General features: G+C 46.3%; 15 protein-coding genes, 8 tRNA genes and 1 rRNA gene. 23 read left to right on the top strand and 1 reads right to left on the bottom strand.

Annotated features, from left to right (window positions below):
• Positions 1-13: 13 nt before the first annotated feature.
• Entirely contained in the window at positions 14-622 is a 609-nt protein-coding gene (locus DIJ65_RS10205; RefSeq protein WP_071152212.1) for a rhomboid family intramembrane serine protease, read from the bottom strand.
• A gap of 68 nt (positions 623-690) precedes the next feature.
• Between DIJ65_RS10205 and acpS the strand changes: the two genes are divergently transcribed.
• From acpS to DIJ65_RS10090, 23 genes are all read left to right on the top strand, one after another.
• Entirely contained in the window at positions 691-1098 is a 408-nt protein-coding gene (acpS, locus tag DIJ65_RS10200) for a holo-ACP synthase (RefSeq protein ID WP_071152213.1), read from the top strand.
• Positions 1061-2170: an alanine racemase gene (gene alr, locus DIJ65_RS10195; protein WP_071152214.1), complete on the top strand. Its 1110-nt coding sequence runs from the start codon at positions 1061-1063 to the stop codon at positions 2168-2170. The genes acpS and alr overlap by 38 nt, the downstream gene beginning before the upstream one ends.
• Positions 2171-2271: 101 nt before the next feature.
• The gene (locus DIJ65_RS10190; RefSeq protein WP_071152215.1) at positions 2272-2556 is read left to right on the top strand and encodes a transcriptional regulator; all 285 of its coding nucleotides are present in this window, start codon (positions 2272-2274) and stop codon (positions 2554-2556) included.
• A gap of 4 nt (positions 2557-2560) precedes the next feature.
• Positions 2561-2911 carry a type II toxin-antitoxin system PemK/MazF family toxin gene (locus DIJ65_RS10185; RefSeq protein ID WP_033543552.1) on the top strand — a complete coding sequence of 117 codons (351 nt, stop codon included), beginning with the start codon at positions 2561-2563 and terminating at the stop codon, positions 2909-2911.
• A gap of 207 nt (positions 2912-3118) precedes the next feature.
• Positions 3119-3949: an RsbT co-antagonist protein RsbRA gene (locus tag DIJ65_RS10180; protein WP_071152216.1), complete on the top strand. Its 831-nt coding sequence runs from the start codon at positions 3119-3121 to the stop codon at positions 3947-3949.
• Positions 3946-4308 carry an STAS domain-containing protein gene (locus DIJ65_RS10175; RefSeq protein ID WP_071152217.1) on the top strand — a complete coding sequence of 121 codons (363 nt, stop codon included), beginning with the start codon at positions 3946-3948 and terminating at the stop codon, positions 4306-4308. The genes DIJ65_RS10180 and DIJ65_RS10175 overlap by 4 nt, the downstream gene beginning before the upstream one ends.
• Positions 4309-4310: 2 nt before the next feature.
• Positions 4311-4712 (top strand): anti-sigma regulatory factor, encoded by a 402-nt coding sequence (locus DIJ65_RS10170; protein WP_071152218.1) that lies wholly within the window; start codon positions 4311-4313, stop codon positions 4710-4712.
• Between the two features lie 12 nt (positions 4713-4724).
• Positions 4725-5726: a PP2C family protein-serine/threonine phosphatase gene (locus DIJ65_RS10165; protein ID WP_071152219.1), complete on the top strand. Its 1002-nt coding sequence runs from the start codon at positions 4725-4727 to the stop codon at positions 5724-5726.
• Positions 5727-5817: 91 nt separating this feature from the next.
• Positions 5818-6147 (top strand): anti-sigma factor antagonist, encoded by a 330-nt coding sequence (locus tag DIJ65_RS10160; RefSeq protein ID WP_071152220.1) that lies wholly within the window; start codon positions 5818-5820, stop codon positions 6145-6147.
• Position 6148: 1 nt separating this feature from the next.
• A complete protein-coding gene (gene rsbW, locus DIJ65_RS10155) occupies positions 6149-6619 on the top strand; it encodes an anti-sigma B factor RsbW (RefSeq protein ID WP_071152221.1) in 471 nt (156 codons plus the stop codon).
• Positions 6597-7379, top strand: a complete 783-nt coding sequence (gene sigB, locus DIJ65_RS10150; RefSeq protein WP_084243024.1) for an RNA polymerase sigma factor SigB — start codon at positions 6597-6599, stop codon at positions 7377-7379. Before rsbW ends, sigB begins: the two co-directional genes overlap by 23 nt.
• Positions 7379-7978, top strand: a complete 600-nt coding sequence (locus DIJ65_RS10145) for a PP2C family serine/threonine-protein phosphatase (RefSeq protein WP_071152222.1) — start codon at positions 7379-7381, stop codon at positions 7976-7978. Before sigB ends, DIJ65_RS10145 begins: the two co-directional genes overlap by 1 nt.
• 190 nt (positions 7979-8168) lie before the next feature.
• Positions 8169-10325 carry a Tex family protein gene (locus DIJ65_RS10140; protein ID WP_117301877.1) on the top strand — a complete coding sequence of 719 codons (2157 nt, stop codon included), beginning with the start codon at positions 8169-8171 and terminating at the stop codon, positions 10323-10325.
• A gap of 63 nt (positions 10326-10388) precedes the next feature.
• Positions 10389-10841: a SprT family protein gene (locus tag DIJ65_RS10135; protein ID WP_117301875.1), complete on the top strand. Its 453-nt coding sequence runs from the start codon at positions 10389-10391 to the stop codon at positions 10839-10841.
• A 241-nt stretch (positions 10842-11082) separates the two neighbouring features.
• Positions 11083-11157 (top strand) — tRNA-Asn (locus tag DIJ65_RS10130).
• A gap of 4 nt (positions 11158-11161) precedes the next feature.
• Positions 11162-11236 (top strand) — tRNA-Glu (locus tag DIJ65_RS10125).
• 340 nt (positions 11237-11576) lie between these two features.
• Positions 11577-11653 (top strand) — tRNA-Met (locus tag DIJ65_RS10120).
• Positions 11654-11656: 3 nt separating this feature from the next.
• Positions 11657-11732: transfer RNA gene (locus DIJ65_RS10115), tRNA-Asp, on the top strand.
• 8 nt (positions 11733-11740) lie between these two features.
• A tRNA-Gln gene (locus DIJ65_RS10110) sits at positions 11741-11815 on the top strand.
• A 115-nt stretch (positions 11816-11930) separates the two neighbouring features.
• Positions 11931-12016 (top strand) — tRNA-Leu (locus tag DIJ65_RS10105).
• A gap of 15 nt (positions 12017-12031) precedes the next feature.
• Positions 12032-12108: transfer RNA gene (locus DIJ65_RS10100), tRNA-Arg, on the top strand.
• A gap of 30 nt (positions 12109-12138) precedes the next feature.
• Positions 12139-12212 (top strand) — tRNA-Gly (locus tag DIJ65_RS10095).
• A gap of 232 nt (positions 12213-12444) precedes the next feature.
• A 16S ribosomal RNA gene (locus DIJ65_RS10090) occupies positions 12445-12646 on the top strand; the annotation flags it as partial.

Below are 12646 nucleotides of genomic sequence, written 5' to 3'. Positions count from 1 at the left end.
CTGACCTTTTTCCTTATCTTCTGTTTTTCCAGCTGACAATGCGTTTCGGGTGAAAGAAGCCGAGTCCGACCAGGAAGCCGGTGATCAGCCCTGCGATATGCGCCGTAACGTTGATGTTCGGCGTCAGGAAAGTTAAGACGACGCTGATGGCGAGTATTGGTAGAATGATCTGTTTTAATTGCGGCAATGCGCGCCCGCCGTAATACAATAATGCACCGTAAGCACCGAACACACCGAAGATTGCCCCACTGGCACCGACATGCAGGTAATCCAGCGGCTGAAGGAAATAAGTTGCGATGGTCGCAAATATTCCGGCCAATGCATAAACTGTGATAAAGCGCACTTTGCCGACCAAACGTTCAAGTTCGGGCCCGAACAGGAACAAGGAGAACATATTGAACAACAGGTGCATGATGCCGGCATGCAGGAACATCGGCGTAATGAAACGCCACCACTCGCCTTCGGCAATCAGTAAATTGTAGCCGACGCCATAATTGAAGATATACGCGCCGAGCAATGGAATCCATGATAAAATATGTATCAAAACATTAATAGCGATCAATGTGGATACGACAGGATATAAGCGTAAATACTCGGAAAAACTTTCTCTGCGAATAAACATTTCGTCACCTCTGTTTCATACTGACTATTATACCTTTTTCCTGTTTATGATTGAAAGGAGAAACCTCTATGATTACGGGAATCGGCTTGGACATTGTTGAGCTTGGCCGGATCCGGCGGCTTGACGGCAGGTCCGCGAAATTTCGCGAACGTGTATTGACCGACAACGAATTGGTGGAATATGAGCTTTTATCCGCCAACAGAAAAACAGAGTTCCTTGCTGGCCGTTTTGCTGCAAAAGAAGCTTTTGGCAAAGCGAAAGGAACTGGAATCGGGAAAATGTGCGCATTTCATGATATTGAAATCAGAAAAGATCTAAACGGCAAACCTTCCGTATTTTTCCGGGGGACAGAAGATGGACTGATCTCCATAACACACACTAAGGAATATGCTGCGGCACAGATCCTTTTACAATCAAAGATGCAGGCGGTGGAGGACGATGGAGACAAATTACAGACCGACAAAGGCGATTGTTGATTTATCGGCAATTGACCATAACATAAAACTTTTAAAGAAAAGGGTGGAAGGCGCAAAGCTGATTGCAGTGGTGAAAGCAGATGCCTATGGTCATGGGGTGCTGCAAATTGTACGCCAGGCACTGAGGAGTGGCGCATCGATGTTGGCCGTGGCGACGCCGGATGAAGCAATCCATCTGCGGGAAAATGGTGTTGAGGCCGAACTTTTGGTTATGGGAGCATCACCGGTGCGGTTTATTGAAGTGGCGATCAAACACAATATCAACCTGACTGCCTACTCGATGGAATGGTTGGAAGCGGCTGCTGAAGAGTTGGAAAGAGAAGTGGGTTCTTTGAAAATCCATATGAAGTTCGATACCGGCATGCGGCGGATTGGTTTTCAGCCGGAAGAAGCTGAAGCGGTGTTCGGATTTGTCGGACAGCATCCATTTTCGGTCGAAGGCCTTTACACCCATTTTGCTACCGCTGATGAAGCGGAAAACCCTCTATTCCTGAAGCAGGTCAAAGAGATCAATACAATCAGAAAAAAATGGCGGGGCAAGGATTTGCTTTTCCATGTATCAAACAGTGCGGCTGCGATTCTCCACCCGGAATTGTCTTTTGACGCAGTGCGAACCGGTATCTCGATTTATGGAATAACGCCTTCAGCTTATGTGAAAAAAGAAATGCCATTCAAATTGCAGCAGGCCATGAGCCTGGAAACGGAAATCGTCCATGTCAAGAAAGTGAAGAAAGGCGAAACGTTAAGTTACGGCGCGACGTATATGTGCGAAAAAGATGAGTGGATTGCGACTTTGCCGATCGGCTATGCGGATGGTCTGATTCGCGGCCTTCAGGGACAGGAAGTGCTGGTGCAGGGCGAGCGGATGCCGATTGTTGGCCGTATATGCATGGACCAGTGCATGATCCGGCTGACGGAAAGGTTTCCTGTGGGAGAAAAAGTGCAATTGCTTGGTTCACAAAAAGGCGACACCATCCTGATAGAAGACTGGGCGGAAAAGCTGGGGACAATTCCGTATGAAATCCCCTGTATTCTGACGAATCGTGTTCCGAAAGAATACACCGGCGGGTGAGGAACTTCGAGAATTGTCTTTCCATACGTCATCCAGAATGTTAAGATTGAAGATATAGAAAAAACAACAGAGAGAACAACGGTATTCCGGAGGTGTCAGCTGTGTACGAGAGAGCCAAGACGAAAGAGGTAGTTGTCAAGCTGCCGAAACAATTGATTTCAGAACTTACTACACATTCAGATGAACGGGTTCAGGAAGACGGAGAATATATTTACGTCTCCACTCAGCGTGTCATGAAAAACATGTATGACTCAAATCATATTCGGGAAGCAATGATCAAGGGCTACGTGGAGATGTCACAGATCAATCTGTCGATTTCCTGTGAATGTTCTCATGCTGAGTACGAAGCGGAGCATATGACCGTGCGACTCGTAAGCGGAGGGTGACAACTTGATTGTAAAACGCGGTGACGTTTTTTTTGCGGAGTTATCACCAGTGGTCGGGTCTGAGCAAGGTGGAACCCGACCGGTGCTGGTAATTCAAAATGATATAGGAAACCGGTTCAGTCCAACTGTCATCATTGCGGCAATTACGGCTCAAATCCAGAAAGCCAAGCTTCCGACCCATGTCGAAATCGACGCCAAAAAATATGGCTTTGAACGGGACTCGGTTATCTTGCTGGAACAATTGCGGACGATTGATAAATCCCGGCTGACGGATAAAATCACCCAACTTGATGAAGCTCTAATGGAAAAAGTGGATGAGGCTCTCGAAATCAGCGTCGGACTCGTAAAGTTCTAAGTATACATACACCTGAAACATCCGAAGAAGCCTTTCTTCGGATGTTTTTGCAATATAACTTCCAAAAAAAGGGACGAGACACAAAAAAGATGTGCAAAATGCATATTTCCGATACAATAAAAGATATGGTACTTTAAATAGTCACTTCAAGCTGCAACAGGGAAGATAAAAGAGAGTTGTAAGAGCCCAAGGAGGATTCTTTAAGTAATGAATAAGCAAATGGTCAGATATATTCAAGAAAATATGACAGAAATTATTACCAATTGGCAAGAGAAGATGCGTAACGAGAAGGGTGAACGTTCTTTTGAAGTTATGCCTGCGGAATTGCTGGATCAGACAAGTAAAGAGTTCGCGGAATTGATGACCTCGAACTTATTGGAAAGCCACGAGGCTTATGAAAGCCGCCTGAATGATTTTTCCGAAAAAGTTGTGCGCTATGGCTGGTCAATTACATTTGTCACGAAAGCGATAAATCATTTTGGCGAAATCGTCTTTAACGGCATGGAAAGAGATGAAGTGATCAATCAGGAAAATCTGCGTGCTTTTGCTGAAGAATTCAATAAATGGATCACACCCATCCGCGACACCACCATCGATACATACTCGAAAATTTGGGAACGCACTGTAAGCCTGCAAAAAATTGCATTGCAGGAACTTTCCGCTTCATTGATTCCGGTTTTTGATAAAGTTTCGGTTATGCCGCTTGTAGGAACCATTGATACCGAGCGGGCACGTCTAATCATGGAAAATCTTCTGGAGGGTGTAGTAAAACATCGCGCAGAAGTCGTATTGCTCGATATCACCGGTGTTCCAGTGGTCGACACAATGGTCGCCCATCACATTATTCAGGCTGCAGATGCTGTCCGGTTGGTTGGAGCGAAATGCATGCTTGTCGGCATCCGGCCGGAAATTGCCCAAACCATCGTTACTTTGGGCATTAATCTGAATGAGTTCACCACAACGAGCACCTTGCAGCGCGGCGTTGAACAGGCACTTGCTTGGACAAATCGAAAAATTGTGGAGGTTGATGAAGAATGAATGTGCGTATACCGATATTAAAACTTAGAGATACATTGATTGTTTCCATCCAATGGGAATTGGATGATCAGACTGCCATACAGTTCCAGGAAGATTTATTGACTAAATTGCATGAAACAAGTGCCCGGGGCGTAGTAATCGATTTAACGTCAATTGATTTTATCGATTCTTTCATCGCAAAAGTTCTGGGAGACGTCATCAGCATGTCAAGCCTAATGGGAGCACGAGTTGTTATTACGGGTATTCAACCGGCCGTTGCTATCACTTTGATCGAATTAGGGATTCGACTCGAAGACGTCATGACAGCATTGGATTTGGAAAATGGTTTGGATAAACTTCAATTGGAATTGGAGGCTTAAAAATGAGCAACCAATCCTCAGTGGAAATTCAGACAGAATGGGATATTGTAGCCGCCAGACAATTAGGCCGTAATGTGGCAAAAGAATTGGGTTTCGGTACAGTAGACCAGGCTCGTATTACGACGGCAATCAGCGAGCTTGCCCGCAATATCTATTTATATGCTGGACAGGGAAAGATTGAGATTCAGCGTCTGACAGAGAATGGCATCAATGGCATATTAATAATCGCCGCAGACAATGGTCCTGGAATTCCGGATGTCCGAAAAGTTATGGAAGATGGCTTCTCCACTTCTGGCGGACTTGGCGCAGGCCTGCCCGGAGTCAAAAGATTGATGGATGACTTTAAGATAGAAACCACCCTAGGTGAAGGGACAGACATTAGAGCTACCAAGTGGCTTCGATAGGGGGAATTCTTTATGGTTCAAAAAATCGGAAGTCAGTATAAAGAAATACTGAACCAGTACATGCAGCGGCAATCGGAACAGAATCTGTATGTCGGCCAAAATTTCAGCCGCCAGCTTATTTCTGAAAATACTTCCCCGGAAGATGTCATCAGCATGCATAAAGCGGCAATGCAGGAATTATATGAAGACATGCCGGAAACGGTCTGGCATTCTTTCGACTTCCTGATTGAAATGATGATCAACTATGGCCTGGCTTTGCAGGAACGTCAAAGTTTATTGCAGCGCCAGGAAGAACTGCGGATGGAAATGGATCTGGCGGCAAATGTGCAGGAGACTTTATTGAAGACAACGTTGCCGACACTCGACGGATTGGATATCGGCCTGCTTTCTGTGCCCTTGCGCAAAATGAACGGGGACTATATCTATTTCATCAGTGACAAAAAAGGACACGCTGGAATAGCCGTAGCCGATGTAATCGGCAAAGGTCTCCCGGCGGCCCTGTGCATGTCCATGGTTAAATTCGGAATGGACAGTATGAACGATTCGATGGCTTTCCCGCGGGAAGTATTAAACACCATCAACCGGATCGTCGAAAAAAGCGTCGATGATTCGATGTTTGTTTCGATGTTCTACGGGAGATATGAAGCTGAAACCAGTATTCTTACTTATGGCTCCGCTGGCCATGAACCGGCGATGCTGTATCGCGCGGAAACCGGAGAATTTGAAGAGCTCACTGTAAAAGGGCTGCTTCTTGGAGTTTCCCCGATGGCAACTTATGAAGAAAAAGAAGTGAAATTGGAAAAAGATGATATGGTCGTTATGATGACGGACGGAGTTACGGAAGGTCGTACCGCGGATGGCTTCATTGACCGCGAAGTAATCAATGAATTAATCCTGCGGAAAAAAGGTGAACCGGCCCAGGTGATTGTCCAGTATGTCTACGATGAATTGGTCCGTATGCAGAATGCAGAGTTGAGCGATGACTTTACATTGGTGATTTACAAAAAAGTCTGATTGTATGTTTAGCTGCCATTGTGTTGTGGTAAACAAGCGTACAGTGGCTTTTTTAATTTATGCTAATTATAGAAAAACGGGGTGTCAAAAGATGAATATTCAAGTTGATTTACAAGAATCGGATGGAGTCCTTAAAGGACAAGTTGGCGGGGAAATTGATGCACATACTGCGCCGGTTCTTCGGGAGAAATTGGAACCTTATCAAAACATAGAATCTTTGAATGCTGAGCTCGATCTTTCTGAAGTGAATTATATGGACAGTACCGGGCTTGGTGTATTTGTTGCTTTTTATAAATCAGTTAATTCCCAGGGTGGGCATTTGAAATTGAGTGGTCTGTCTGCCCGTTTAAAACGACTGTTCGATATTACTGGTCTTGGTGATATCATGGATATCGAATCAGCTGGAAAAGGTGGTAGTTAACATGCGCCCTTTTGATTATGTGGAAATGCGTGTCCCTGCCAAATCCCAATACGTCGGCGTTGCACGCCTGACAATATCCGGATTGGCAAGCCGAATCGGTTTTACTTATGACGATATCGAAGACTTGAAAATTGCTTCCAGTGAAGCTGTAACCAATGCAGTTCAGCATGCTTACAGCGATCAGGAAGACGGCGAAGTCGTAATCGGCTGCGCTCTTTATGGTGATAAAATTGAAATAATGGTTGCTGACCATGGACAAAGCTTCAATTTTGAAGAAACGAAGGCGAAAGTGGGTCCATACCATGATCAGGCTGAAGGAGAATTTCTTCGTGAAGGAGGACTTGGCCTCTATTTGATCGAAACATTAATGGATGAAGTAAAAGTCCATCATCAGGAAGGCGTAACGGTCTTCATGACAAAGTATGTTGGAGGAGAGCAGGTGGAAGAGGATGTCGAAACGATCTCATCCTAATCAGCCTACCAAAGAGCAGGTATTGGAATGGATTGAGGCTTATCAAAAAAATGAAGATGAAGAAGCCCAAACACATCTGGTAAATAATTACAAACGTCTCGTGGAGTCCATTGCCCGGAAGTATTCCAACGGCAAATCTTACCACGAAGACATTGCACAGGTGGGCATGCTTGGGCTGTTGGGTGCCATCAGACGTTATGACCCTTCATTTGGACGCAGTTTTGAGGCGTTTGCTGTGCCGACAATCATCGGTGAAATCAAACGGTTCCTGCGTGATAAGACCTGGGCCATCCATGTGCCTCGCCGAATCAAGGAATTGGGACCGCGGATCAAAGCGACGGTAGAAGTTTTGACGAGCGAGCTCCAGCGTTCTCCACAAGTCTGGGAAATCGCTGAATACCTTGATGTAGAAGAGGACGATGTACTTGAAGCAATGGAGATGGGCAAGAGCTATCAGGCCCTGTCCATGGATCATTCTTTGGAGGCCGATTCAGACGGAAGCACCGTGACTTTATTTGACGTAGTTGGACAAGAGGACGACGGTTATGAAAAAGCGGATCAGCGCATGTTGGTGGCAAATGCGATGAATGTGCTTTCCGAACGTGAAAAGCAGATCATCCAATACACTTACATAGAGCAGCTGAGCCAAAAAGAAACGGGAGACAAACTGGGTATTTCCCAAATGCACGTATCCCGCCTTCAGCGTAAGGCCATCAAAAAGTTGCAGGAAGCCATATTAGCGGCGGGTGGAGTTTCGTAGTGGAAAAAATCCGTCACCAATATATCGACGCTTGTATCTTCAACGAAGCAAAAAAAGGCAATTTCGAATCCGGAGACAGTTATCACACAGTGTTGACGGATGATTACTTTATTTGCTCGGTAGCCGATGGTCTCGGAAGTGGGCCTGTGGCAAGAGAATCGTCACAGGTCATTCCGCAAATTTTAAGAGAACATCATCACGAATCGATAGACAGTCTGATGAATCGTTTCAATGGTTTGATGGTACAGAAGAGAGGCGCGGCAGTTGCCATCTTCAAAGTGGATTTCAGGAGCAAAACTCTTGAATACAGCTGTGTCGGAAACATAAGATTTTACCTTTACCGAAAAGCGAGCGATGAAATGATCTACCCGCTGCCGGTAATGGGCTATCTGTCCGGCCGGCCTCAGAAATTGCATACCCAACTCTATACTTATGTGGAAGATGATCTATTCCTCATCCACTCGGATGGTGTAGAGTTGCGCAATCCGAAAGCGCTCATGCGGCGCTCGGGAGTGCCTGAACAACTATATTATGATATCCTCACTACCATTCAAACAGGTGATGATGCGACATTCATAACTGGAAGCCTTCTCAAATGAGATGGCTTCTTTTTTTATGGTTAAAAAAGTATAGCTATTATAGGCTGTGCGGGGGAAGGGCTGCTCTGTCCCTGTCCGTGTATCGCTGCGCTGCTTCGTCGCAAAAGATGGACTCAAATGCATAGGCCATCTTTCGCCGTCGCTTTTCTGAATGTGGTAAAATGGATTGGAACTAAAGGAGAGTGTTTTGATGGAATCACAGCAAATCCAAAGCCTGATCGCAAAAGAGACAGGGGTGCGCCCAAATCAGGTGGCACAGGTCATAGCCTTAATCGAAGATGGCAATACAGTGCCGTTTATCGCGCGTTACCGCAAAGAAGCGACGGGGTCTCTTGATGAAGTGCAAATCAAATCGATTGATGACCGTTATGCTTATATCCAGAATCTCGAACAACGTAAAATAGAAATCATCCGCTCAATTAACGAGCAGGAAAAATTGACTCCGGAACTGGAAAAGGAAATTCAGGGAGCCACTGTGCTTCAGCGAATCGAAGACCTATACCGGCCCTTCAAACAGAAGCGCCGCACGAAAGCCATTATTGCGAAAGAAAAAGGACTGCAGCCTTTAGCCGATTGGCTGTATGAAGGTAATAGCAGCGATGTGATGAAAAAGGCATCGGAATTCATAAGCGAAAATGTGGCCGATGCCGAAGAAGCGTTGCAGGGTGCACAGGATATACTGGCTGAGACCTTTGCCGACGATGCCGACATTCGTGAAAAAATCCGATATATGACAAGGAAAGACGGCATTATTGCCACTTCTGTGAAAAAAGGCCATGACGACGATAAACAAGTTTTCGAAATGTACTATGAATATGAAGAAGCGATACAAAAAATTGTGCCACACCGCATTTTGGCCATTAACCGGGGAGAAAAGGAAAATGTTCTGAAAGTCACGATCATTCCACCTGGCGACCGCATCATCACCTTGATGAAAAGAAAATGGATCACTGCTTCAGGTGGTTCAAATCCGTATTTGGAAAATGCGATCGAAGACAGCTACAAGCGCCTGATTCAGCCTTCCGTGGAGCGGGAAATCAGAAACGAACTCAGTGAAAAAGGCGAAACGCAGGCAATCCATATTTTTTCCGAAAACCTGCGAAACCTTTTGCTGCAGCCACCAATGAAAAACAAAATGGTGTTGGGTGTGGATCCGGCTTACCGCACCGGCTGCAAACTGGCCGTCATTGACGAAACCGGTAAGCTGCTTGAAGTTGCCGTGATTTATCCCCATGCACCGAAAAATGACCAGGCAGGCTCGAAAAAGACGATGAAACGCCTGACTGATAAATACCCGATTGAAATCATGGCAATCGGCAACGGAACCGCTTCACGCGAAACGGAACAATTTGTGGCGGATTTCATCTCTGAAAGTGCCCAGGGAGTCTCCTATGTCATTGTCAACGAGGCCGGCGCCAGTGTTTACTCAGCCTCGGATGTCGCGAGAGCGGAATTTCCCGACCTTATGGTAGAAGAACGGAGTGCAGCATCAATTGCCCGTCGCCTGCAGGATCCACTTTCGGAATTGGTGAAAATCGATCCAAAAGCAGTTGGGGTGGGACAGTACCAGCACGACGTCTCCCAGAAAAAACTGGCAGATCAGCTTACATTCGTTGTGGAAACAGCGGTCAACCAGGTGGGTGTCAATGTCAATTCCGCTTCGTCTTCCTTGCTGCAGTATGTTGCAGGTCTGAGTAAGACGGTAGCTGAAAATGTCATCAAAGTACGCGATGAAAACGGGCGTTTCACTTCACGGGTTCAATTGAAGAAAATTCCGCGCTTAGGCGCGAAAACCTATGAACAGGCGATTGGCTTCCTGCGCATTCCGGAAGGAAAGAATCCATTGGACGCCACCGGCATTCACCCGGAAAGCTACGCAGTAGCCGAGAAATTGCTGGATATGGTCGGTGCAGATAAGAAGGATGTCGGAAAGCCGGAAACAGCCGAAAAACTCGACGCTCTGAATATCAAAGAACTTGCTGGCCAGCTGGAAGTCGGTGAAATCACATTGCAGGATATTCTGGATGCGTTGAAAAAACCTTCCCGTGACCCGCGAGATGAGTTTCCACAGCCTTTATTGAAAAGTGACATTTTGAAAATGGAAGACTTGTTGCCGGGGATGGAACTGCAAGGAACCGTCCGAAACGTCGTCGATTTCGGTGCGTTCGTCGACATTGGCGTCAAACAGGACGGTCTGGTCCATATTTCCAAACTGAAAAAAGGGTTTGTGAAACACCCCCTTGAAGTAGTGGCTGTCGGAGATATCGTGACGGCCTGGGTCGAGAAAGTGGAAAAAGACAAAGGGCGGATCGCGTTGACGATGCTTCAGCCGAAAGAACAGATTTAACTTAATGGCCGTTCTGCAATTCGGGACGGCCATTTTCTATCATAATGAAACAGGAGAATCCGTATGACAGATTACGAACTGACGGAACTAATAAAGGAAATCTCTGAAACGATATTCAAAAACCCGTTCAAACATAAAGGTCTTTTCAATTCCCGGCTGCGGACCACCGGAGGACGATATATGCTGCGCTCGCATAATATTGAAATCAATCCCGGTTCATACCAAAAATTCGGCTATCAGGAATTAGAAGGCATCATTAAGCACGAACTCTGCCACTACCACCTTCATTTGGAAGGCAAAGGGTATAAACATCGCGATGCAGATTTCCGAAACCTTTTAAAGGAAACAAATTCCCCGCGCTTCTGTTCACTCATTGAGCCGAAGAAAAACCGCCAGACGGCAAAGCGGTATATTTATCAATGCGTTTCCTGCCAAACCGACTACATTCGAAAGATCCGGATGAACACAGAGAAATATCGTTGCGGAAGATGTGCCGGCAAACTCGCCATAAAATAAATGCCCGTCACTCCTGCGTGAATAATTTTCGGGGTGCGGCTATCTGGAAACTGCCGAAAAATATTCGCTGAACAATAATCGTGGATCGCAGAGAGGAGCCTCAATTTTGAGGCTCCTTTTTTGGGTTCTAAGACTAAAAATTTCCGGAGAATGAAATAAAGAAGTATTTATCAAAAAGTAGTTGACGATTCTTCGGCAGCTCTTTATAATAGAAAAAGTCGACAAGTACTTGAAGTACTATTCCGAAGTAGCTCAGTGGTAGAGCACCGCACTGTTAATGCGATGGTCGTAGGTTCGAGTCCTACCTTCGGAGCCATATCGGCCCCTTGGTCAAGCGGTTAAGACACCGCCCTTTCACGGCGGTAACACGGGTTCGAATCCCGTAGGGGTCACCATCATTTTTGAAATTGTTTTTACATAACTTACTATCTTTGAATAATATTTTTAATTTCTTCAAGCATTAAGCAGAAGACAGTGTTATACTGGTTAGACGCCGTAAGAAGCGTGCGAAGTAACACCGAAGCAACGAGCCATACGAAGATGGCGAAGTAGCATCGATACAGGCGAAGCCGAAGCAGATGCGGGCTTTAAAAGAAAATTTTTTAAATATTATTGTCGCGGGGTAGAGCAACGAGCCGTACGAAGACGGCGAAGTAACACCGAAGCAGCCGAAGGCGATGCAGGTGTCATCAGCGATAAGCAATGAGTATAAAAAATCTTCGTATATATTATTATCGCGGGGTAGAGCAGTTCGGTAGCTCGTCGGGCTCATAACCCGGAGGTCGCAGGTTCAAATCCTGCCCCCGCAACCAAATGGTCCCGTGGTGTAGCGGTTAACATGCCTGCCTGTCACGCAGGAGATCGCCGGTTCGATCCCGGTCGGGACCGCCATTTTTTATTGGGGTATAGCCAAGCGGTAAGGCAACGGGTTTTGATCCCGTCATGCCCTGGTTCGAATCCAGGTACCCCAGCCATTTTAATCCCGATGGAACAGATTGTTAATTAAACAGCTGAAATTAAGTTAGTTAATGTCATTGACTTACAGAAAGCAAAAGGTTATAATATATCTTGTCCCTAAAATAAAACAATGCGGTCGTGGCGGAATGGCAGACGCGCTAGGTTGAGGGCCTAGTGGGAGAAATCCCGTGGAAGTTCGACTCTTCTCGGCCGCACCATAACGTATTCCGATTGCGCCCGTAGCTCAATTGGATAGAGTACTTGACTACGAATCAAGCGGTTAGAGGTTCGAGTCCTCTCGGGCGCGCCATAATTTCTTCTATATAATATACATTTTAATGCGGGTGTAGTTTAGTGGTAAAACCTCAGCCTTCCAAGCTGATGATGGGGGTTCGATTCCCCCCACCCGCTCCATAATTTATTTTGAACCTTGAAAACTGAACAGCAAAACGTCAACGAAAGACGTCACGAGCGCCTTGGCGCGAGAACGGCTTTTGCGATGGTCGCCTTCGGGCGATCGGAGCACCGCCTTCGAACTTCTTGGGTTCGTGACTTAACTTACTGATCAGCATTCGTGCAGATCAAAGCGAATCGCTTGTCTTCGGACGGCGATGCGCCAGCAGTATTGAGCAATCAACACTACTCTATAATGGAGAGTTTGATCCTGGCTCAGGACGAACGCTGGCGGCATGCCTAATACATGCAAGTCGAGCGGAACCTTTGGAGCTTGCTCCACTGGTTCAGCGGCGGACGGGTGAGTAACACGTGGGCAACCTGCCCTGCAGATCGGGATAACTCCGGGAAACCGGTGCTAATACCGAATAGTTTGCGGCCTCTCCTGAGGCTGC

Origin of the sequence: Planococcus salinarum, from assembly GCF_007004625.1 — a bacterium.
In the GTDB taxonomy this organism is placed as follows: domain Bacteria; phylum Bacillota; class Bacilli; order Bacillales_A; family Planococcaceae; genus Planococcus; species Planococcus salinarum.
This window is presented reverse-complemented; position numbering and strand designations above follow the sequence as displayed.

What these genes read in the sequence shown, in the direction of transcription:
- DIJ65_RS10205 (WP_071152212.1), bottom strand. Translation starts at nt 622, where the DNA reads ATGTTTATTCGCAGAGAAAGTTTTTCCGAGTATTTACGCTTATATCCT.
- acpS (WP_071152213.1), top strand. Translation starts at nt 691, where the DNA reads ATGATTACGGGAATCGGCTTGGACATTGTTGAGCTTGGCCGGATCCGG.
- alr (WP_071152214.1), top strand. Translation starts at nt 1,061, where the DNA reads ATGGAGACAAATTACAGACCGACAAAGGCGATTGTTGATTTATCGGCA.
- DIJ65_RS10180 (WP_071152216.1), top strand. Translation starts at nt 3,119, where the DNA reads ATGAATAAGCAAATGGTCAGATATATTCAAGAAAATATGACAGAAATT.
- DIJ65_RS10175 (WP_071152217.1), top strand. Translation starts at nt 3,946, where the DNA reads ATGAATGTGCGTATACCGATATTAAAACTTAGAGATACATTGATTGTT.
- DIJ65_RS10170 (WP_071152218.1), top strand. Translation starts at nt 4,311, where the DNA reads ATGAGCAACCAATCCTCAGTGGAAATTCAGACAGAATGGGATATTGTA.
- DIJ65_RS10165 (WP_071152219.1), top strand. Translation starts at nt 4,725, where the DNA reads ATGGTTCAAAAAATCGGAAGTCAGTATAAAGAAATACTGAACCAGTAC.
- DIJ65_RS10160 (WP_071152220.1), top strand. Translation starts at nt 5,818, where the DNA reads ATGAATATTCAAGTTGATTTACAAGAATCGGATGGAGTCCTTAAAGGA.
- rsbW (WP_071152221.1), top strand. Translation starts at nt 6,149, where the DNA reads ATGCGCCCTTTTGATTATGTGGAAATGCGTGTCCCTGCCAAATCCCAA.
- sigB (WP_084243024.1), top strand. Translation starts at nt 6,597, where the DNA reads ATGTCGAAACGATCTCATCCTAATCAGCCTACCAAAGAGCAGGTATTG.
- DIJ65_RS10140 (WP_117301877.1), top strand. Translation starts at nt 8,169, where the DNA reads ATGGAATCACAGCAAATCCAAAGCCTGATCGCAAAAGAGACAGGGGTG.
- DIJ65_RS10135 (WP_117301875.1), top strand. Translation starts at nt 10,389, where the DNA reads ATGACAGATTACGAACTGACGGAACTAATAAAGGAAATCTCTGAAACG.